18 protein-coding genes are annotated in these 20,748 nt (G+C 67.0%); 3 read left to right on the top strand and 15 right to left on the bottom strand.

Annotated elements, in window-relative coordinates; all coding sequences use genetic code 11:
- Positions 1 to 4 precede the first annotated feature (4 nt).
- The 4 genes from ACQPXH_RS18465 to def form a co-directional block, all read right to left on the bottom strand.
- A complete protein-coding gene (locus ACQPXH_RS18465) occupies positions 5 to 346 on the bottom strand; it encodes an MmcQ/YjbR family DNA-binding protein (protein ID WP_433597779.1) in 342 nt (113 codons plus the stop codon).
- A 392-nt stretch (positions 347 to 738) separates the two neighbouring features.
- Complete coding sequence (locus tag ACQPXH_RS18470) at positions 739 to 2,064, bottom strand: RsmB/NOP family class I SAM-dependent RNA methyltransferase (RefSeq protein ID WP_433597780.1); 1,326 nt, start codon at positions 2,062 to 2,064, stop codon at positions 739 to 741.
- A gap of 671 nt (positions 2,065 to 2,735) precedes the next feature.
- On the bottom strand, positions 2,736 to 3,659 hold the full coding sequence (gene fmt, locus ACQPXH_RS18475) for a methionyl-tRNA formyltransferase (protein WP_433597781.1): 924 nt from the start codon (positions 3,657 to 3,659) through the stop codon (positions 2,736 to 2,738).
- Complete coding sequence (gene def / locus ACQPXH_RS18480; RefSeq protein ID WP_040692128.1) at positions 3,659 to 4,222, bottom strand: peptide deformylase; 564 nt, start codon at positions 4,220 to 4,222, stop codon at positions 3,659 to 3,661. Before def ends, fmt begins: the two co-directional genes overlap by 1 nt.
- 228 nt (positions 4,223 to 4,450) lie before the next feature.
- Between def and ACQPXH_RS18485 the strand changes: the two genes are divergently transcribed.
- Together ACQPXH_RS18485 and ACQPXH_RS18490 are read left to right on the top strand one after the other, a co-directional pair.
- The gene (locus ACQPXH_RS18485; RefSeq protein WP_433597783.1) at positions 4,451 to 5,845 is read left to right on the top strand and encodes a sigma 54-interacting transcriptional regulator; all 1,395 of its coding nucleotides are present in this window, start codon (positions 4,451 to 4,453) and stop codon (positions 5,843 to 5,845) included.
- Entirely contained in the window at positions 5,842 to 7,794 is a 1,953-nt protein-coding gene (locus tag ACQPXH_RS18490) for a VWA domain-containing protein (RefSeq protein ID WP_433597784.1), read from the top strand. The genes ACQPXH_RS18485 and ACQPXH_RS18490 overlap by 4 nt, the downstream gene beginning before the upstream one ends.
- A gap of 4 nt (positions 7,795 to 7,798) precedes the next feature.
- Here the strand turns inward: ACQPXH_RS18490 and ACQPXH_RS18495 are convergent, their stop codons facing one another.
- The 4 genes from ACQPXH_RS18495 to ACQPXH_RS18510 all read right to left on the bottom strand — a co-directional run bounded on the left by ACQPXH_RS18495 (position 7,799) and on the right by ACQPXH_RS18510 (position 11,149).
- On the bottom strand, positions 7,799 to 8,116 hold the full coding sequence (locus ACQPXH_RS18495) for a TetR/AcrR family transcriptional regulator C-terminal domain-containing protein (protein WP_433597785.1): 318 nt from the start codon (positions 8,114 to 8,116) through the stop codon (positions 7,799 to 7,801).
- A gap of 324 nt (positions 8,117 to 8,440) precedes the next feature.
- Complete coding sequence (locus tag ACQPXH_RS18500) at positions 8,441 to 9,442, bottom strand: esterase/lipase family protein (protein WP_433597787.1); 1,002 nt, start codon at positions 9,440 to 9,442, stop codon at positions 8,441 to 8,443.
- 113 nt (positions 9,443 to 9,555) lie between these two features.
- Complete coding sequence (locus tag ACQPXH_RS18505; protein WP_433597789.1) at positions 9,556 to 10,200, bottom strand: PadR family transcriptional regulator; 645 nt, start codon at positions 10,198 to 10,200, stop codon at positions 9,556 to 9,558.
- 358 nt (positions 10,201 to 10,558) lie between these two features.
- Entirely contained in the window at positions 10,559 to 11,149 is a 591-nt protein-coding gene (locus ACQPXH_RS18510) for a TetR/AcrR family transcriptional regulator (RefSeq protein WP_433597790.1), read from the bottom strand.
- 74 nt (positions 11,150 to 11,223) lie between these two features.
- On the opposite strand from ACQPXH_RS18510, the gene ACQPXH_RS18515 reads away from it, so the two are divergent.
- On the top strand, positions 11,224 to 12,069 hold the full coding sequence (locus tag ACQPXH_RS18515; RefSeq protein ID WP_433597792.1) for an NAD(P)H-binding protein: 846 nt from the start codon (positions 11,224 to 11,226) through the stop codon (positions 12,067 to 12,069).
- A gap of 258 nt (positions 12,070 to 12,327) precedes the next feature.
- Here the strand turns inward: ACQPXH_RS18515 and ACQPXH_RS18520 are convergent, their stop codons facing one another.
- From ACQPXH_RS18520 to pyrF, 7 genes are all read right to left on the bottom strand, one after another.
- A complete protein-coding gene (locus tag ACQPXH_RS18520; RefSeq protein ID WP_433597794.1) occupies positions 12,328 to 14,793 on the bottom strand; it encodes a primosomal protein N' in 2,466 nt (821 codons plus the stop codon).
- 459 nt (positions 14,794 to 15,252) lie between these two features.
- On the bottom strand, positions 15,253 to 16,467 hold the full coding sequence (gene metK, locus ACQPXH_RS18525) for a methionine adenosyltransferase (RefSeq protein ID WP_433597795.1): 1,215 nt from the start codon (positions 16,465 to 16,467) through the stop codon (positions 15,253 to 15,255).
- Positions 16,468 to 16,754: 287 nt separating this feature from the next.
- The gene (coaBC, locus tag ACQPXH_RS18530; RefSeq protein WP_433597796.1) at positions 16,755 to 17,978 is read right to left on the bottom strand and encodes a bifunctional phosphopantothenoylcysteine decarboxylase/phosphopantothenate--cysteine ligase CoaBC; all 1,224 of its coding nucleotides are present in this window, start codon (positions 17,976 to 17,978) and stop codon (positions 16,755 to 16,757) included.
- 25 nt (positions 17,979 to 18,003) lie between these two features.
- Positions 18,004 to 18,285, bottom strand: coding sequence for a DNA-directed RNA polymerase subunit omega (gene rpoZ, locus ACQPXH_RS18535; RefSeq protein WP_040692158.1), 282 nt, complete (start codon positions 18,283 to 18,285; stop codon positions 18,004 to 18,006).
- A gap of 58 nt (positions 18,286 to 18,343) precedes the next feature.
- Positions 18,344 to 18,928, bottom strand: coding sequence for a guanylate kinase (gene gmk / locus ACQPXH_RS18540; protein WP_433597798.1), 585 nt, complete (start codon positions 18,926 to 18,928; stop codon positions 18,344 to 18,346).
- 8 nt (positions 18,929 to 18,936) lie between these two features.
- Entirely contained in the window at positions 18,937 to 19,254 is a 318-nt protein-coding gene (gene mihF, locus ACQPXH_RS18545) for an integration host factor, actinobacterial type (RefSeq protein ID WP_062993489.1), read from the bottom strand.
- Positions 19,255 to 19,913: 659 nt separating this feature from the next.
- On the bottom strand, positions 19,914 to 20,738 hold the full coding sequence (gene pyrF / locus ACQPXH_RS18550; RefSeq protein WP_433603500.1) for an orotidine-5'-phosphate decarboxylase: 825 nt from the start codon (positions 20,736 to 20,738) through the stop codon (positions 19,914 to 19,916).
- Between the last annotated feature and the right edge of the window lie 10 nt (positions 20,739 to 20,748).

Genomic DNA, 20,748 nt, shown 5'->3' on the forward strand with positions numbered 1-20,748 from the left:
GGAGTCAGCGTGCCTGCTGTTTGCGAAGTTTCGCGGGCGCTGACAACCACCAGGCGGCGTCGAGCAGCTCGCGCAGTTGATCGGGATCGATCCGGTCGAGGTCGATGAGGATGTAGGGATATCCGTCATAGTGCGGGGTGGTGTAGAAGGCCGGGTCACCGGAGGCGAGCATGGCCTCCTTCTCCGCCATCTCGCACAGCAGCACGAGTCCACCCTCGGCCTCCGACCGTAACCGCGCGAACCCCTTACCGCTCACCTCGAGCGCGGGACTGCGCCACCACGTCGATTCCGCCACCTCGGGCAGTTCGGTCGCCAGCGCCACCACCTGCTCCCATGTCATCGCCATGCGATCAGTCTGCGCCGCCGACCTGCCCGAGTCTTGGACGAATGTCGCCTCGGACTCTGGACCTCCAGTTGTCTTTCCAGACCGACCGATGCAAGGCCCGACGCGATGTTCGATGCGGCACGCGCGCGGCGATGCAGCGAGCCATCGGGATCCGCGACAAACCGCAAGCAGCACAGGCTGCTACCGGGCTGGCTGCCAACGGGATACTGGAAAGTTGCCAGAGGCGCCTCGGATCAGGTGCTATTCGATTTGCGACGCAGCACAGCGGCGAACATGGCGTCGCCACCCGGCGGTGCGAATCCCGTGCCGCACCTGGCACGAACTCGCGACCCGTCGCCGCTCGATTGCCGAGCCCGATGTCGCAGACCGCTGGGCGCGCCTCCGATCAGGTGCTACTCCACAGGCTTTCGCAAGGCGGCCAGGAACATGGCGTCGGTGCCGTGGCGGTGGGGCCAGAGTTGGGCGCCTGGGCCATCGCCGATATCGGTGACGCCGGGGAGGATGTCGCGGGTGTCGAGTTGGATGGCGCCGGTGCGGCGGACGGCGTCGGCGACAACGGCGACGGTCTCCAGGAGGTGTGGGGAGCAGGTCGAGTAAAGGACTACGCCGCCGGGGCGCAGGAGATCCCATGCGGCGGCGAGGAGTTCGCGCTGCAGGACGACCAGCTCGGCGACGTCGGCGGACGTGCGCCGCCAGCGGGCCTCCGGGCGGCGACGCAGAGCGCCGAGGCCGGTGCACGGTGCGTCGACGAGGATGCGGTCGTAGCCGGGAGTGAGGCCACTGTTGCGGCCGTCGGCGACGTGCACGTCGACGGGTAGGTCGTGGACGGTCTTGCGGACCAGCTCGGCGCGGTGTTCTGCCGGTTCGACCGCGTCGACGCGGTGGCCGTCGATTGCGGCGATCGCGCCGAGCAGGGCCGCCTTGCCGCCGGGTCCTGCGCACAGGTCCAGCCAGCGGCCGTTGTCCGGACCGTCCAGTTCTGCGCGGGTCAGCGCGAGTGCGACAAGTTGACTGCCCTCGTCCTGTACTGCCGCCATACCTTCGCGGACCGGCTCCAACTTGCCGGGATCACCGCCGCTGTCGAGGTAGACCGCGTACGGCGACCACTTGCCCTCTTCGCCGCCCGTCACCAGGGCCAGTTCCTCGGCGGTGATATCGCCGGGACGAGCCACCAGATGCACGATCGGACGAGCATCGTCGGCTGCCAGCACGTCCCGCAGTTCCCCGGCCCGCGCGCCGAGCGCATCCGCGAATGCCTGCGCGATCCACACCGGATGCGCGAATTCGAATGCCAACCGGCCCACCGGATCTCGCGGCGCGAGCTCGTCCACCCACTCGTCGACGGACTTCTCCCCCGCCCGCCGCAGCACGGCATTCACGAAACCCGCTTTGCCCGCACCGAATTCCGTGCGCGCCAATGCCACCGAGGTATCCACCGCCGCATGCGCCCCGATCCGGGTACGCAGCAACTGGTAAACCCCGAGCCGCAGCACATCCAGCAGCGGCCCATCGATCTCGTCGACCGACCGCCCAGCGCCCGCCGCGATCACCGCGTCCAGCAGCCCGAGTGAACGGCAGGCCCCGTAGGTCAGTTCAGTCGCCAACGCCGCATCCCGCCCCGAAATCCGCCGGTCGCGCAGCAACCCCGGCAGCACCAGATTCGCGTAAGCGTCCCGCTCCCGCACCGCCCGCAACACATCTCGCGCCACCTGCCGCACGGGATCACCGTGTGCTACCGAATCCTTTTGCCGCCCACGACCTTTCGATGCGGCAGCACGCGTGTCCGAAGCGCCACCGGTTCGGCCGCCTCCGCCTGCCGCCGAGCGCTGAGCACGGTTCGAACGCCGCTCATCACCACCCGCAGCTTGTCGCCCCTCGTTCGATCCCGCCGAACCGGACTTCGCCGAGCGGTTGACCCGCCGCTGCCCGCCGGACGCCGCATCGCCCTCGTGTGAACGAGCACGCCGGTTCGCTGGAGATGACGCGTCCGCGCGCCGGTCATCGCCGGACCGTCGCGCGTCCCGGGTGCTGTCCTCCCACGCCGAAGACCGCCTCGTGGCATCGCCACGCCTCACCGGATCGTCCTGCCCGCCGGCTCGACCGCCCTGCCATCCGCCGCGCGCCGAGCCTTTGCCCGGCGCCGAGCCCGAACCCTTGCGCTGCGACGAACTGTCCCCCGATGATGCGGACTTGCGCTGATCGGTCATATTCCGCCGCTCTGATTGAGTCCGCGGCACAGTGCCGCGGATCTGGTCGATGCGCCACGGTCGGGCTTCCTCGTCGCGCCGTATGGACTGCGAATTATTCTGTTGTGCACCACTTTTCGCTGACATCGCGCGGGCGAGCCAACCGCCGTCGACGGATTTCTCGGCGGACTTGCGATTCGTGGTCACTCGACCACCGCGCCGGCCTGCAGGCGCGCACCGCGGGCCCAGTCGAGGGCCGACATCATGCGTTTGCCTTGCGGCTGAACCTGATCGAGGCGGACCGCGGTGGTTGCGGTGCCGACGAAGACCCCGGACTTGCGGACCTCGATCGTCCGTTCCGGCAGGACTTCCTCGACCATCTCGACGGGACCGACCTTCAAGCGGGTGCCGTTCACCTCGGTCCAGGCACCGGGTGCGGGGGTGACCGAGCGAATGCGGCGGTTGATCGCCAGCGCGGGCTGATCCCAGCGGATGTGCCCGGCCTCGACCGGCACCTTGGGTGCATAGGAAACACCGTCGTGCGCTTGTGGAACCGCCTGCAGTGTCCCGTCTTCCACGCCGTCGAGCGTTTTCTCGAGCAGCACCGCCCCGGTATTCGCGAGCCGGTCGAGCAACGCGCCCGCGGTATCGGCCACCGCGACCTTCTCGGTCACCACACCGAAGACCGGGCCGGTGTCGAGGCCCGCCTCGATCTGGAACGTGGACGCGCCGGTGATCTCGTCGCCCGCGTCGATCGCCGCCTGCACCGGAGCCGCGCCGCGCCATGCGGGCAGCAGCGAGAAGTGCAGATTGATCCAGCCGAAGCGCGGAATATCGAGCACCTGCTGCGGCAGCAGCGCACCGTAGGCCACGACCGGACAGCAGTCGGGCGCCAGTTCGGTGAGCTGCTCGACGAATTCCGGCTCGGCCGGGCGCCGCGGCGTCAGCACGGGAATGCCGTGCTCATCGGCGAGCCGCCCGACCGGCGACCGCTGCACCTTGCGTCCGCGCCCCGCGATGGCATCGGGGCGGGTCAGCACGGCGAGCACCTCGTGCCGCTCCGAATCGATGAAACGCTGCAGCGACGGGACCGCCGGTTCCGGTGTGCCCGCGAAGACGATGCGCATCAGCGACCCCGCCCGAACGGTCCGGCCTCGGTCGAGCCGAGCGCACGCGAACTGCGCACGGTGATACCCGCGCTGAACCAATCGGATTCGCGAATGGTGCGCATCGCCTCCTTGCGCTGCGCGGGATCGAGCCGATCGATGAACAGCACACCGTCCAAATGATCGGTCTCGTGCTGTACGCAGCGGGCCAGCAGGCCCTCGGCCGCGAATTCCACCGGCTTGCCGTTCACATCGACACCGGCGGCCCGCACCCGCAGCGCGCGGCGCGTGTCATAGCGCAGCCCAGGAATGGACAGGCAGCCCTCGGGCCCGACCTGCTCCTCCGCACCCACTACCTCGTAGGTCGGATTGATCAGATGCCCCCTGGCGTCCTCGGTGTCGTAGACGAAAACCCGCAGCCCGACGCCGATCTGCGGCGCGGCCATTCCGACCCCGCCATCATCGTGCATGGTCTCGGTCAGGTCGGTGACCAACTGCCGCAGCTCACGATCGAATTCGGTGACCTCCGCCGCACGTGATCGCAGGATGGGATCGCCGAAGAGGCGAACGGGCTGAATGGTCACGGTGGCGGCTCCCCAAAACGATGAACACGGTCGATTCATTCTAGAGAGCGACACCGTTCACGCCGATCTCCCCGACCGAACGGGAAAAAGCTGGTAGAACTCCAATGCGGTCCGGGCGGGGTGTTCACCCCTCCGCCCGGCCGCCTGTGCTTGTCAAGCTTATTTCCGGCTTGTTTCCAAGCACCCTGAACGTCGACCGCGTCGCCGAACCCACGTAGCGTCGATGGGGTGATTGTTCCTGAACACCTGCCGACTACCGTCGGCGAATTGCGCGCGGGCGGCCATCTGCCGCGCAGCGTGAAGTCCGAGATTCGCGAGAACCTGTTGTCCCGGTTGGGTTCCGGTGACGATCCGTGGCCGGGCATCGTCGGCTTCGATCGGACCGTCCTGCCGCAGCTGGAACGTGCACTGCTGGCCGGCCATGACGTCGTACTGCTCGGTGAGCGCGGCCAGGGCAAGACCCGGCTACTGCGCACCATGATCGGCCTGCTCGACGAGTGGACACCCGTCATCGTGGGTACCGAACTGGGCGAGCATCCACTCGCGCCGATCAGCCCGGCCGGTCGCCGATTGGCCGAGGAGTTGGGCGACGACCTGCCGGTCACCTGGCGGCACCGTTCCGAGCGTTACGCGGAGAAACTCGCAACTCCGGACACCTCGGTCGGCGACCTGATCGGCGATGTCGATCCGGTCAAGGTGGCCGAGGGCCGCAGCCTCGGCGATCCTGAGACCATCCACTTCGGGCTCGTACCGCGCGCGCACCGCGGCATCGTCGCCATCAACGAATTGCCCGATCTCGCCGAACGCATCCAGGTCGGGTTGCTGAATGTGATGGAGGAGCGCGATATCCAGGTCCGCGGTTACACCCTCCGACTACCTCTCGACGTGCTGCTCGTCGCCACCGCCAACCCCGAGGACTACACCAACCGAGGCCGGATCATCACTCCGCTGAAGGACCGGTTCGGCGCGGAGATCCGCACCCACTATCCGTTGAGCGTGCCGGCCGAGGTGGCGCTGGTCCGTCAGGAGGCCGAATTGGTGGCCGAGGTCGGTGACCCGCTGATCGAGGTGCTCGCCCGATTCGTGCGACACCTGCGCGAATCGTCCGCGATCGACCAGCGCTCCGGCGTATCCGCCCGATTCGCGGTGGCCGCCGCCGAGACGGTGGCGGCTGCCGCACTGCGCAGATCGGCGCTCACCGGCGAGCGTCCCGCGGTCGCGCGACCCGTCGACCTCGAATCCGTGCCCGCGGTATTGCGCGGCAAGCTGGAATTCGAGTCCGGAGAGGAAGGGCGTGAGCAGGAGCATCTCGCACACCTGATGCGGCGTTCGTTCGCCGAGGCCGGGAGTGCGCTGCTCGGCGGCCTGAATCTGCGGCCGTTGGCGGAGGCGGTCGGCGACGGTCATCTGGTCACCACCGGCGAACGCGTCCCTGGCAAGGATGTGCTCTCGGCGTTGCCGGAACTGCCTGTCCTGCACGAGGTGGCGCGGCGGCTCGGCGTCGGCGCCGACGAACCGCCGGCCCGCATCGCGTCCGCGGTCGAATTCGCGCTGGAAGCCCTCTATCTGGCTCGTCAGATAGCCAAGGATTCCGATGACGGCGTCGCGGTGTACGGCTCATGACCGCGCCCGACCGCTACGCCTACGGGCCCTATCACGACGGACCCGATCCACTGGCGCCTCCGCTCGATCTGCGCGAGGCGCTGGACCAGATCGGGCGCGACGTGATGGAGGGCAGCTCCCCCCGCTCCGCACTGGAGGAGTTGCTGCGCCGCGGTATGCGCGAAATGCGGGGGCTCGATGAGCTCACCCGGCAGGTGTGGCAGCGCCGCACCGAGATCAGTAGACGACACCGGCTCGACGGCACCCTGCAACAGGTCCGTGAGCTGCTGGAACAGGCTCTGAAAGCCGAACGCCGCGAACTGTTTCCTGATCCCTCCGACGATGCCAGATTCGCCGAGGCACAGCTGGATGCCTTGCCGCCCAGCACCGCGGCCGCCGTCAACGAACTCGCCGATTACCAATGGCGATCCGAAACCGGCAGGGAAAACTACCAGAAGATCCGCGACCTGCTCGGTCAGGAACTGCTCGAATCCCGGTTCCAGGGCATGAAACAGGCCCTGGAGAACACCACTCCCGAGGATGTCGAGCGCGTCGGACGGATGCTATCGGATCTGAACGACCTGCTCGCGGCGCATGCGAGAGGCGAAGACACCGAACAGCAGTTCGCCGAATTCATGGCCGAGCACAGCGAATTCTTCCCCGAGAATCCGCGCAATACCGATGAGCTGATCGACGCGCTCGCCGCCAGGTCCGCCGCCGCACAACGCATGCTGAACTCGATGTCTGCCGAACAGCAAGCCGAACTGGCCGAGATGATCGGGCAGGCATTCGGCGATCCGCGCATTGCCCAGCAGGTCGCCGCACTCGACGCCGCGCTGCGGGCGCTGCGGCCGGGCGAGGACTGGGACTCCGCCCAGCGGTTTCGGGGCAACGATCCATTGGGCCTCGGTGCGGGCACCCAAGCCCTGCAGGATCTCGCCGAACTGGACGCGCTCGCCGAACAGCTCAGCCAGTCCTATCCGGGCGCCAGCCTCGAGGATATCGATCTGGACGCCCTGGCCCGCCAACTCGGCGACGACGCGAGCGTGGATGCCGCCCGGTTGGCCGAACTGGAACGCGAACTGCGCAGACAGGGCGTATTCGAACGAGCACCGGACGGCTCACTTCGGTTGACGCCCAAGGCTTTACGACGGCTCGGCGAGACCGCACTGCGCGATGTCATCGGGCGGTTGCGGTCCCGGCGCGGCGAGCGAGATACCCGGTTGGCCGGTGCGGCGGGTGAGCCGACCGGCGCCACCCGGGCATGGCAGTTCGGCGATACCGAACCGTGGGACGTACCGAGGACGGTGCGCAATGCGGTGCTGCGCTCGTTGTCGGTGGGCCGTCGCGGCGTCACGCTAGATGTGTCCGATGTCGAGATCATGGAAACCGAGCAGCGCTCCCGGGCCGCTGTTGCGCTCTGCGTCGACACCTCGTGGTCGATGGTGCAGGAGGGCAGATGGCTGCCGATGAAACGCACTGCCCTCGCGATACATCAGCTGATCAGCACCCGGTTCCGCTCCGACGCACTGAGCTTGATCACCTTCGGTCGGCACGCCACCACCGTCGATATCGGCGAACTGACTGCGCTGGAACCCGTTTGGGAACAGGGCACCAACCTGCACCATGCATTACTGCTGGCCGCACGCCATCTGCGCAGACATCCGGATGCGGTGCCCGTCGTACTCGTCGTGACAGATGGCGAGCCGACCGCGCACCTGGATCCGAACGGTGCGGCGTACTTCAATTGGCCGACCGCACCGCGCACCATGGCCGTGACAATGGCCCAGGTCGACGCCCTGGCCAAGCTCGGTGCATCGGTCACCGTTTTCATGCTCGGCGAGGATCCGAGCCTGGCCGCGTTCGTCGATTTGGTGGCCCGCCGCAGCGGCGGTCGCGTCGTCGCCCCGGATCTGGACGGACTCGGCGCCGCCGTGGTCAGCGACTACCTGCACGGCAGGCGCGGTTGATCCGCTAGTCGTCGACCACGACCACCTTTCCGGTGGCATGGCCTTCCTCCTGGTAGCGCACGGCCGCCGGTACCGAACAACTCCTGGGTGAAACCAGTGCCCGACTACCGAGCACATGCATCGCGTGGTGGGTCTGGTCGTAGGAGAAGCCGCCTTCGCGCATCAGCCCGAGCAGGCCGTCGTAGTAGCGCAGCACTGCCCGGCTGGTATTGGTCCGCGTCTGGAAAACACCCGGCGCCCACGGATGTCGGAGCAGTACCTCGTGTGCGGACAGAATCCGCTGCCGCACGGCCTGCTGCCACGCGGCGCCGGCAGCGGGCACATCGATGTCGGCAACGACCTCGTTGATCTCCCCCGCGATGCGTCGACGATGCCGTCCAGCACGTCTTCCTTGTTGGCCACGTGGTGATATAGCGACATCGCCTCGACCCGAGCAGTTCCGCCAACCGACGCATCGTCAGCGCTTCGATACCACTCGTGTCAGCGACGCCGATCGCCGTGGAAAGTACTCGCATCCGGCTCAATGGGATTCGAGACTCGACTTCGGCCGCGAGTTACGCATCTTCCCATACGGCGTAAGTCCGGCATGGACAGCCGAGCCGGGCGAAGGGTCGACGCCTCCGCCCGGTCGACCGAATGGCGGTCGTCAGGAATGTCCGGCGATGATGACCTCGGGAATGCCGGTGCCGAGCGGCACCTCTCGGCACGTCGGAGCCGGTGCGTGGACCGGGTCCAGCGTCCGCAGCAACAGTTCCTGCACGAATGGGTCGTAGACCATGTGGAAGTGACCGGTCTCGTCGATCGCGCATTCGTCCTGCAGTGCGATGTTCTCCACGTTCGGGCCGTGGTGCAGTGCGATATTGCTGAACGGCTGGATCATCTCGTCGACGCGGCTGCCGATGGTCACATAGTGCGGGCCGGGCACCGTGTCACCGCCCGCATTGAGTTCGACCATCAGCGGCGAGCCCTGCACCTGCTGCACCGCCGCGAGTGAGGTGACCTGCGCGACGGCCTGCAGCGCACCCGGAATCGACTGCGCCACCGGCACCAGTCCGTACATCACCCCGCCGTAGCTCGGCGATGCGAGGCCGATCCATTGACCGACCTTCGGCGCGCCACCGAGCTTGTTCACGTAGTAGCGAGTGACGTTGGCGCCCTGGGAAAATCCGACAATATCGACCTGGGTGGCATTGGTGGCGGCCATTACCTGGTCGACGAATGCGCCGAACTGGTAGGCGCTCACCCACATGTCCTCGGTGCCCCAGGTGTCTTTGCCCGGTGCACCGCCATAGTTGAGTGCGAAGACACAGAAGCCGAGCGCCGAGATCTGCGGGCCGATGGCCGCCCAGTCGGAGTACGCCGAGGAATCGGTGCCGTGCGCCAGGACGACCGGGCGGGGATGTTCGGCGGTCGGCTTGCAGTCGAAGTTGTTGGTACCAGCCGGGGCAACGTTCTTGTGCGCCTTCTGATACACCGCCGCGGCCAGGTGGTCCGATTGGGACGGACCGATTTGGGTGGGTACATCCGGCGGGCGATATCCGGCGATCTGGCCACTCACCGGCGCAGGACCAGCTGGTTCGGCACTTGCTATGGGTGCCGCGCCGGAGCCGAAGAAGACGGCTCCGGCCAATACACCGGCAGACACCACTCGCCTGAACTGTGATACTCCCCAACCCCACTGACCATTCGGCTGTTCCATATCACAATGATGTACCCGATCCGCTCGAAAAGTGCACGCTCAGGCGGCGTTTCACACTGCCATTACTTTTCGGGGGCGTCGTCCTCGGCGAGAATGCGGTATAGCGATTTACGCGCCTCGGTCAGCACCTCCGCGGCCCGAGCCGCCTGCTGCGGAGTACCCGCCGCCGCGACCTGGGCGGCCGCACCCATCAGCTGTCCGATCAGTGCGCGCAGATCCATCGCCTGAGTGCCGACGTCCTCCTTGACATCGGCCCAGGGATCGCCGAGTTCGTCCCGACGCTCGGCGACGTAGGTCTCGCCCGCGTCGGTGAGCTTCGCGGTCTTGCGACCGGCGACCTTCTCGATGAGCACCAGACCCTCGTCCTCGAGCTGCGCGAGCGCCGGGTAAATGGATCCCGGGCTCGGGCGCCAGACATCGTCGCTGCGCTCCCTGATCTGCTGGATCAGCTCGTAGCCGTGCATCGGACGCTCGGTGAGCAACAACAACACCGCGGCACGCACGTCACCGCGCCTGCCCCGGCCACCGCGGCCACGCCCACGTCCGAATCCCGGGCCGAAGCCGGGCCCGAAACTCGGTCCGAACTCGGGTCCGAAACCGTGCCGCCCACCGCGGCGATGCTGGCGATGACCGGCGTCGCCCTCGTCGTGACCAGGCTTCCGCCAGCGACCACGACCTCTGAATTCTCCGTATTCGATGTTCTCCATGTCAGCCTCCTCGGGCTCTCGTGTATATCTCACGTTATCAACGATATATCGACAATGCATCGCATGCAAGGGTGGCGGGCGACACGAACCGACCGGCGCTCTGAAACGAGGGATGGGCCGCACATCGGTCGATGCGCGGCCCGCATAGGAACTAGTCACATGAGTGGTTTGTCCTGATGGAACAAGTCACCGCCGAATGCCGCATGCAAGTCAGAGCGCCAAGTGGCGTTCGGCACCCAATTCCGCGGAAGCCCGACGGAACACGGTGTGGCAGCCGGACACTCGCCATCGTGGCCAGCGTCTCGGCGTCGCGAACCGAGAGTTACCGACCAGGCGCTCATCAACCCGGGAAACTCCACTATGGCGCAAGCGAATCGATCCAGCGCTCGAGCCGATGCCCCTCGGTCACCATGAGTTCCGGATCACGGAGGGTATTGGTCAGCAACGAGATCCCCTGATAGGCGGCGAACAGCGCAACCGCGAGTTCCCCCGCATCCGCGCGACCCATTGCCGCGAACTGCTGCTCGATCCAGTCGAGCAGCGTGCGAATACTCGCCGCCGATGCCAACTCCAGGCCGTCGCCACGTTTTCCCAGCTCCGAGGCCAAAGTCCCAGTGGGGCAACCGAATTGCACGGCGCGGTCACGCTGGTCCACCCAGCCTCGGACCAGCGCCTTCAGCCGGTCTTGCGGCTCGTCGTACTGCTCGAGCACGGCAATCAACTCCTGCAGCGTCTGCGCGTGCGCGCCGAGTGCCGCCTCGACCAGCTGATCCTTGGTCTTGAAGTAGTAGTACACATTGCCGAGCGGAACATCGGCGACCCGCGCGATATCGGCGATGGTCGTCTTCTCGACGCCCTGCTCGTGGAACACCTGAGCGGCCGCGGCGGCGAGGCGTTCACGCTTGCCCGCCTTGGGCGTCGCGCGCCGACCTTCGACTGAGTTAGTCATGCAACTAACCATAGACAAGCGCCGGATCCATCCGCTACGTTCATTTAAGTCAGTCAACTAACTCAGGAGTGAACGTGATCGTAGTGACCGGAGCGACCGGCAATATCGGACGTACCCTCGTGCGCCACCTCGCCGCCGCCGGTGCGCAGGTGACCGCCGTATCCCGCGGGAATCAGGACATCGTCGTGGCCGACGACGTGCGGCATCGGCGGGCCGATCTCGCCGATCCCGAAAGCCTCTCCCCCGCAGTCGAAAACGCGGATGCGCTCTTCCTGCTGCTGACCGGGCCGCAGCTGGTGACCGGACCCGATCCGGCGCGGTTCATCGAGGTCGCCGCGGCGGGTGGAGTCAAGAAGGTGGTGCTGCTGTCGTCGCAGGCGACGGGTACCCGGCCCGGACTGGCGTCACATGCTCGACTGCATGCGTTCGAGTCCGCGCTGCAGCGATCGGAGTTGGACTGGACGATCCTGCGGCCCACCGGATTCTTCTCCAACACCTACGCGTGGATCGAGTCGATCCGGGCCGAGCAGGTGATTGCCGCCCCCTTCGCCGATACCGCACTGCCCGCCATCGATCCCGAAGATATCGCCGAGGTCGCCGCAACCGTATTACGCACGGACGGCCACTCCGGACGCACCTATGAACTGACCGGTCCCGCCGCGATCAGTCCGCGCGAGCAGGCCCAAGCCGTCGAAGAGGCGTTGGGAATTTCGTTGCAATTCGTCGAATTGACCCGCGATCAGGCGCGTTCCGGCATGTTGCGATTCATGCCGGAGGATGTGGCGGATGGCACGCTCGATATCCTCGGCACGCCGACACCGGCCGAGCAGCAGGTCAGCGCCGATGTCGAGCAGGTGCTCGGACGGCCCGCGACATCGTATGCCGAATGGGCGCAACGCAATCGCGCCATCTTCGGCTAACCTCGCCGGCGGCTCGAATCTGACACTCGCCCTTGCGATCTCGCCCATCGACACCGAGGCAGACCAGCAGCTTGTCGTCGAACGAAGGCAGGTCAGTGGTGGTCGCCGTCCCGGCCGCGGGTCTAAAGGCGGTCGCGCCGGGGCGAGTCCACTGCGGTGCGGGGACAAGTTCACAGACCGCGCCCTTATTGTTCGCGCCCGTTCCGGGCGCGTTGGACGTGGTCGTCGGCACGGTGAGCGCCAGGCTCTCGTTGGGGATCAGCCGATGTCGACAGGGTCGATTTGGACGCGGAGGGGGGCGTCGGAGCGGTGGGTGCTGCGGACCGCCTGGGCGGCCGCGAGGGCGCGGGCGAGAGTGGTGCCGGCGGTGCGGTGTACGCGCAGGAGCATGCGTTCGACTTCGGCGGGGGTATCGCCGCTGTCGAAGGGTTTGCGGGCGCCGGGCGGGAGGGGTACTGGGCCGAGGATGTCGACATGGTCGGGAAGCTTTGCAGCGGAGAGCAATTCGGCGATGGAGTCGGCGGTGCCGTCGATGGCGGCCATGCGGACGGCAGGTGGGAATCCGACCTCGGCGCGGCCGGCCACCTCGGCGCGGGCGTGGCCGACCGGATCCCAGCGCAGTAGCGCCTGGACCGTGGGTAGCGAAGGTTCGGCCATCACGATGACCTGGCCGTGATTGCGCACCAGGGTGGCCGCCGACATCCAGCGACGCAGGGTGTCCTCGGCGGCGCGCAGGTCCGCCCGGCTCAGCAGCGCCCATCCGTCGAGCAGCAGGGCGACGCCGTAGCCGCCGGGCAGCACCGGTTCGGCGCCGACCGTCGCCACGATCACCTGCGGTCCCGGTTCCACCGTGTCGAGTACCGCGCCGCCGCTGGATCCGCGAATCGGTACGCCGGGAAAGGCCCGACCGAGTTCCTCGGCAGTCCGGGCCGCACCGATCACCACCGCACGTAGCGCTCTGGAAGCACAAGCCGGACAGCGGAAGGCGGCCTCGGTGATACCGCACCAGCGACATGCTGGACTGTGCGCGGTCTCGCCGCGATGCCCAGCCCGGCCGTCCGGCAAGGAAAGTGGGCCATTGCAGCGCCGACATCGTGCGGGCGTACGGCATTTCACGCAGGCCAGCGCCGGAATGTATCCGCGCCGCGGCACCTGCACCAGCACCGCGGCACCTTCCTTCAGCGCGGATCGCGCGGCAGCGTAACCAACGGCGGGAATGCGGACCGCGCGCGCGACCGGGTCACGCTCCATCGCGATATCGGAATCACCCGGTGCGCTGATGCGCGGGGAAAATTTGCGCACCACAGTACGATCGGCGACCAGATCGTGCGCCCACCCCGAATCGACCACCGCCTGGATCTCCGCCGTTCGCGCGAATCCGGCCGCGACGAATGCCGCCCCGGTGTCATGTGCCCGCAGCATCGCGACCTCGCGCGCATGCGGATACGGCGCTCGAGGCTCGGCATAGGTGTCGTCGCCGTCGTCCCAGATCGCGATCAACCCGAGATCAATTGCGGGAGCGAACACCGCACTGCGCGTCCCGACAATCACCCGTGCGGTCCCCCGCAATGCCGCCAACCACCGCCGATACCGCGCGGCCGGCCCCAGCCCCGCAGCCAACCCGACCGCCGAATCCCCCACCAGCCGAACACATTCCGCCAGCACGCGATCTAGATCCCGCTGATCCGGGACCATCAGAATCGCGCTGCGCCCCCGCCCAACGACAACCGCCGCCAATTCCGCCAACCGCCGCGCCCAATCCTCCCCGGGCACCGCCTGCCATCCCGCCCGCACTCCTTTCCCCTGCCCCAGCGCCGACACAAACGCCGCCCCATGGATGTAGCGCTCCCACGGCCGCCATTCCACACCGTCCGGCAGCCCGGTGCCACCCGAATCAGCTGGTACCGCAACAATATTCGCTGATTCAGCAGCAACGACAGCGCGCTCACCCACCGGAGCGTCAGCACCCTCCGGTTCCACCTCCCCTTGTCGGTCGGCGGCCGCGGCAACGTCCTCCACCGATTCGATCGAATCCGCTGACAGCGACTCCGATCCAACACCAGCGACCATCACATGATCGGCCGAGCGCGAGGGCGCCGGAGCAGTACCGAACCGATCGCGAACGTCGACCGCCTCGCCCTCGCCGGCCACCGTCGGCGCATCGACGGAATGATCGAGCGCCGCGACCGCAGCGTCGGCCGCAGCGGATTCGGCGGAATCGGCCCCCGTCGCCGAATCACCCACCGTCGGCAGGTCACGCGAATCCACCACCGCCGCTGCGGCATTCGGAGTTCCAGTAGGCCCGACAGTGTCAGCTGCCAATGCCGCCGAGTCAGTCACCAGCGTGGCATCTGGCGACGGTGAGCCGGGCGACGACGATACGGCCGCCTTCTTCGCCCCCCCGTTCTCGGTGCGCGCATGCCGGGGCGGAATCGCGAGCCGCAGAACATCCGCGCGGGTCCCTGCGTAGCGGGCGGCCACGGCGGTGGCCAGTTTCAGGATTTCCGGGGTCAGGACGCGTTCGGCGGAGACCACGCGTTCGAGTTCGACCATTTTTCCGGTGTGGTCGCTGCGCGACAGGCGGGCCAGCAGATACCCGTCGACGAGGCGGCCGGCGAAACGGACGCGGACTCGGACGCCGGGTTGGGCGATTTCGTCCAGCTCAGGAGGGACCAGATAGTCGAAGTCGCGGTCCAGGTGAGCAGGCGAAAGCAGCGGAAGCACCCGGGCGATCGGGTGTCTCGCTGCTGTCGAATCGTGCGTTGCCGTGGCTCCCGCCCCTGCGGAAGCCACGGCGGTGAGGTCCGCTGTGGGTTCGTGCACGCGGGCCCCGATATACCTACAGGCCGACGGCTGCGCGCAGCTTGTCCGCGCGCATCAGGCAGGGCCTCCCAGCACAGGTCGGCTTATCCATATCAGCTACTCCTACAAGCCCACGGCTGCACGCAGCTTGTCGGCGCGCATCAGGCAGGGCCTCCCAGGACAGGTCGGCTTATCCATATCAGCTACTCCTACAAGCCCACGGCTGCGCGCAGCTTGTCCGCGCGCATCAGGCAGGGCCTCCCAGCACAGGTCGGCTTATCCATATCAGCTACTCCTACAAGCCCACGGCTGCGCGCAGCTTGTCCGCGCGCATCAGGCAGGGCCTCCCAGCACAGGTCGGCTTATCCATATCAGCTACTCCTACAAGCCGACGGCTGCGCGCAGCTTGTCGGCGCGGTCGGTATGCTCCCAAGGCAGGTCGACGTCGGTGCGGCCGAAGTGGCCGTACGCGGCGGTCGGCGCGTAGATCGGGCGCAGCAGGTCGAGGTCGCGGATGATCGCGCCGGGACGCAGATCGAAGACCTCGGTGATGGCCGTGGCGATGCGCGCCGGATCGACCTTCTCGGTGCCGAAGGTTTCTACGAACAGACCGACCGGTGCGGCCTTGCCGATGGCGTAGGCGACCTGGACCTCGACCCGCTCGGCGAGTCCGGCCGCGACGACGTTCTTGGCGACCCAGCGCATGGCGTAGGCGGCCGAGCGGTCCACCTTCGACGGATCCTTACCGGAGAACGCGCCACCACCGTGACGAGCCATGCCGCCGTAGGTGTCCACGATGATCTTGCGGCCGGTCAGGCCGGCATCGCCCATCGGACCACCGAGAACGAACTTGCCGGTCGGGTTCACCAGCAGGCGAATATCGGAGACATCCAGCGGCGCGGGCAGCTCGAGATCGGCGAGCACCACGTCGACGACCTTCTCGCGGATATCGGGTGCCAGCATGTTGTCCAGGTCGATATCGGCGGCGTGCTGTGTGGAGATCACGACCGTATCCAGGCGGACCGGACGGTCGCCGTCGTATTCGATGGTGACCTGGGTCTTGCCGTCGGGACGCAGATATGGCAGCACACCCGACTTGCGAACCTCGGTCAGCCGGCGCGAGAGCCGGTGCGCGAGCGCGATCGGCAGCGGCATCAGCTCGGGAGTGTCGGTGTTGGCGTAGCCGAACATCAGGCCCTGGTCGCCGGCGCCCTGCCGCTCGATCTCGTCATCCGATCCGGCGGTACGTGCCTCGTGCGAGGTGTCGACGCCCTGTGCGATATCCGGCGACTGTGCGCCGATTGCAATATTCACACCGCAGGAATTTCCGTCGAAACCCTTTGCGGACGAGTCGTATCCGATTTCCAGAACCTTTTCTCGGACGATTTTCGGAATATCCGCATAAGCCGACGTGGTTACCTCACCCGCGACGTGCACCTGGCCGGTGGTCACGAGAGTTTCCACCGCGACCCGGCTGCGCGGATCCGCCGCGAGCAGGGCGTCGAGGATGGAATCGCTGATGGCGTCACAGATCTTGTCCGGATGACCTTCGGTCACGGACTCACTGGTGAAAAGGCGGCTGCCAGACGTGGGCACAGTTCTTCCCTCTCCCTCAACGGGTTACTCGTATCGGATTGCGACGGTAACGCGATGTGGCCACCGCACAACCCTTCATTCAGACTATTCCAAACCACCGACACGACGGGGTTGACGACAGGCAACTGTCTCAGACTATTGAAATCCGTCGATATGTCGGGCCGGGGCTCCAGCCTCCAACACATCGACCAGTCCGGGTTGCGGTCGACAACAGCCTAACCATCACGCGGCGGTGTATCCACCGGACATCCTCGATGCACAGCACAAACCAAGCGCCGCAACAGGTCTCAGCGCAGCAGCGGACCGAGCGCGTCCAGCACCCGGCTCGCGAGCAATGCCTTCGATCCGTGGTCGAGCGCCTGTTCGGTGCCGTCGGCACCGAGTAGCCAGCCGTCGTTGGTGTCGACCTCGAACGCCTTGCCCTCGCCGACCGCGTTGACGACCAGCAGATCACAGCCCTTACGCGCCAGTTTGGCCCGCGCGTGCGTGAGCACATCGCCGTGCTCGTCACCGGTCTCGGCGGCGAACCCGACGATCGCGGTTCCAGGTAGCTGACCATCACGTCGCGACTGAACGAGTCCAGCGAGAATATCGTCGGTCTTGGTCAGCGGGATCACGTCGGGCTCGTGCGCGCCCTTCTTGATCTTGGCCGCGGCCACGGTGGTCGGCCGGAAGTCGGCGACGGCCGCGGCCATGATCACCGCGTCCGCACCGAGCGCATGCTTCTCGACGGCGGTCTTGAGCTGTTCGGCGGTGGTGATGTGCACCAGATCGACGGCGGCGGGTGCGGCCATCTCGATCGTGTTGCCCGCGATCAACGTGACGTGGGCGCCGCGCTGCGCGGCGACCCTGGCCAATGCGTAGCCCTGCTTGCCGGAGCTGCGATTGCCGAGGAAACGCACCGGATCCAGCGGTTCCCTGGTGCCGCCCGCGGTGATCACCACGCGGCGGCCCGCCAGATCACGCGGGATGGCGTCGGCGCGTTCCAGCAGCAGCGTCGCCAGCCCGAAGATCTCCTCGGGCTCGGGCAACCGGCCGGGTCCCGTATCGGTACCGGTCAACCGGCCCGACGCGGGTTCCATGACGATCGCACCGTGCGCGCGCAGCGTCGCGACATTGGCGACGGTGGCCGAATGCTCCCACATCTCGGTATGCATCGCGGGCGCGAACAACACCGGACATCGGGCCGTCAGCAAGGTGGCGGTGAGTAGATCGTCGGCGCGGCCCTGTGCGGCACGCGCCATCAGATCGGCGGTCGCCGGAGCGATGACCACAAGGTCCGCCTCCTGGCCCAACCGCACATGCGGCACCTCGGGGACATCGGTGAACACATCGGTGTGCACCGGATTCCCGGACAGCGCCTCGAAGGTTGCCTTACCGACGAACTGCAGCGCCGACTCGGTGGGGATCACCCGTACCTGGTGCCCGGTCTCGGTGAACCGGCGCACGATCGAACAGGCCTTATAGGCGGCGATCCCTCCGCCGACGCCGACGACGATCCGTGTGGTCACTACGCCTCCGGCCTAGATGTGGTTGTTACTCGCCTTCGGAGTGCTCGAGCAGGTCGGAGTGGATCTCACGCATCGCGACCGACAGCGGCTTCTCCTGCAGACCCGGCTCGACCAGCGGGCCGACGTATTCGAGGATGCCGTCGCCGAGCTGGTTGTAGTAGTCGTTGATCTGACGGGCCCGCTTGGCCGCGTAGATCACCAGCGCGTACTTGGACGACGTGCGCTCGAGCAACTCGTCGATCGGCGGGTTGGTGAGGCCGACCGGAGTGTCGTATGCGGGCGCGGGCTTGATGTCCGTACTGCTCACTGAGAGGGCTCCTGCGGGGATCGGTTCTTCGGGTTGGGTGGTTTTCCGAGAGTGCGGGTCACGAACTCGAATTTGTGCTAACGAACAACGATACCAACTGCTCACAGGCGCTGGTCACCTCGTCGTTCACTATGACGATGTCGAACTCGTCACAGGCCGCCAATTCCGTCCTGGCGGTCTCCAACCTGCGGGCGATCACCTCGGGTGATTCGGTACCCCGCGCGGTCAGCCGGGAAACCAGTTCCTCCCAGCTGGGCGGGGCGAGAAATACCAGCAGCGCCTCCGGCATGGCCTTGCGCACCGACCGCGCGCCCTCGAGGTCCACCTCGACGAGCACCGGCAGGCCGGCGGCGAGTGCGTCACGCACCGGTTTCGCCGGTGTACCCGAGCGCTGCAGTCCCCCGTGGATATCAGCCCACTCGAGGAGTTCGCCCGCCGCGATCATGGCGTCGAACTCCTCCCGGGATACGAACCGGTAGTCGCGGCCGTCGACCTCCCCGGGCCGGGGGGCCCGGGTTGTCGCCGACACGCTGAAGACCAGCTGGGGCAGTCGCTCGCGGACGCAGCGGACCACGGTCGACTTGCCCACGGCCGAGGGGCCGACCAGCACTACCAGTCGACCCTTCCGCGTGTGTTCGACCACCTTGGTGGTCAGGCGAAGTCGAATCGGGCGAGCAGCGCCTTGCGCTGCCGATCACCCAGTCCGCGCAGACGCCGGGTGGGGGCGATCTCCAGCTCGCTCATGATCTCTGCCGCCTTGACCTTGCCCACCTTGGGCAGGGCCTCCAGCAGCGCCGACACCTTCATCTTGCCGAGGATCTCGTCGGTTTCGGCGTCGGTGAGGACCTGCTTCAGGTCGGTGCCGCCACGCTTCAGGCGCTCCTTGAGCTCCGCCCGAGCACGGCGAGCGGCAGCCGCCTTCTCCAAAGCAGCGGCGCGCTGCTCGTCAGTCAGCTGGGGAAGGGCCACGGTTCCTCCGTCTCATCGTTCATTACATCAACTCCTGCCGGTAACCCAGCAGTCTCAGCGACCGTACCCACGACGTTGCCCGATTGCGAACCCACCCCCCAGGTCAGCGCATGATTCGCCGATGTCGTAAGGGTAGGCCCGGCGGGATGCGCACAGCGTGTCGATCGCTGCGGTGATCCTACCGCCGAAATCTCGAAACGCCCCGCTAGCAGGGCTTTTTCATGCCGAAAGCGGGTTAGCGGAGCGGTTGCGGCGCCAACGTGCATCGGACCAGCAACCGGTCACGTGTCCGACCTGGAATTTTCTGGGATTTTTCCGCGTGTCGCGTTGTTCTTGCGCGTGTCGGAGGCTCGAAATGACCGACTTCAGGCTTCCTTACCTCCCGAACCGACGCCCGACTCGCGGATCGCCACAAAGTCCTGGCATTGGCCTGGACCACAGCACGGCGACAGCGAACGGCACTCTGTGCCGGGCCAGTTGGCTCCGTGATCGATCAGGACGCCGCCTCGGCCACCGGTGTGCCCGGTGGCGGGGAAATCGGCGCAGCGGGCCGCACAGCTGTTCGATATGACACGTCATCCCCGATCAACGTGCCCGCCTCGCCCGAAACGCGAAATGGACCGACGCCCGAAGCGTCGGTCCATCGCAATCGTCACGCGTCATCGCCGCAGGAAGGCGAACTCCTCCTGCAGCGCGCTCACCTTGGCACACAGTGCCGACACGGATGGGCCGACGCCGAGCACCTCGCGCGAAACGGTCGGCACCGCGGCGTGCAACGACTGCTCCGGCACCAGCTCACGCGCAGTTTCCGGACCGCCACCCTGCGCGCCGACGCCCGGCATCAGGATCGGGCCGTTGAGCCCGGCGAGATCCGGCGCTTCGGTGAGGGTGGCGCCGAGCACAATGCCGACCGAGCCGAATTCCTGGCCCGCATTGCACTGCGCCACCGCATCGACCATGGTCTGCGCGATCGTGCGACCGTCCGCCGCCACTGCCCGCTGCACCTGTGCACCTTCGGGATTCGAGGTGGCGGCGAGTACGAAGACACCGCGCCCGTTCGCCTCCGCGAGCGTCAAAGCCGGTGCGAGGGAACCGAATCCGAGATACGGCGAGACCGTCACCGCATCCGAGCCGAGCGTGCCGTCGGCGAGCCAGGTCCGCGCGTAGGCATCCATGGTCGAGCCGATATCGCCGCGCTTCGCATCGGCGAGCACCAGGGTGCCCGATGCGCGCAACACCTCGATGGTGCGCTCGAGCACCGCGATTCCGCCGGAACCGTAAGCCTCGAAAAAGGCGACCTGCGGTTTGATCAGCGCAACCCGGCCGTCGAAAGCCTCCACGCAGATCTCGGCGAAGGCCTCGACACCGTCGACATCGTCGGTGAGACCCCACGATCGGAGCAGGCCGGGATGCGGATCGATGCCGACGCACAGTGGCCCGAGATGCCGCATGGCGTGCTGTAATCGGGCACCGAAGGTCTTCACCGCACCGTCT

Origin of the sequence: Nocardia sp. CA-135953, from assembly GCF_050955735.1 — a bacterium.
Classification (GTDB): Bacteria; Actinomycetota; Actinomycetes; order Mycobacteriales; family Mycobacteriaceae; genus Nocardia.

Excerpts from the sequence above, each read along its gene's own strand:
- ACQPXH_RS18465 (WP_433597779.1), bottom strand. The coding sequence starts at position 346 with ATGGCGATGACATGGGAGCAGGTGGTGGCGCTGGCGACCGAACTGCCC.
- fmt (WP_433597781.1), bottom strand. The coding sequence starts at position 3,659 with ATGCGCATCGTCTTCGCGGGCACACCGGAACCGGCGGTCCCGTCGCTG.
- ACQPXH_RS18490 (WP_433597784.1), top strand. The coding sequence starts at position 5,842 with ATGACCGCGCCCGACCGCTACGCCTACGGGCCCTATCACGACGGACCC.
- ACQPXH_RS18505 (WP_433597789.1), bottom strand. The coding sequence starts at position 10,200 with ATGGAGAACATCGAATACGGAGAATTCAGAGGTCGTGGTCGCTGGCGG.
- ACQPXH_RS18510 (WP_433597790.1), bottom strand. The coding sequence starts at position 11,149 with ATGACTAACTCAGTCGAAGGTCGGCGCGCGACGCCCAAGGCGGGCAAG.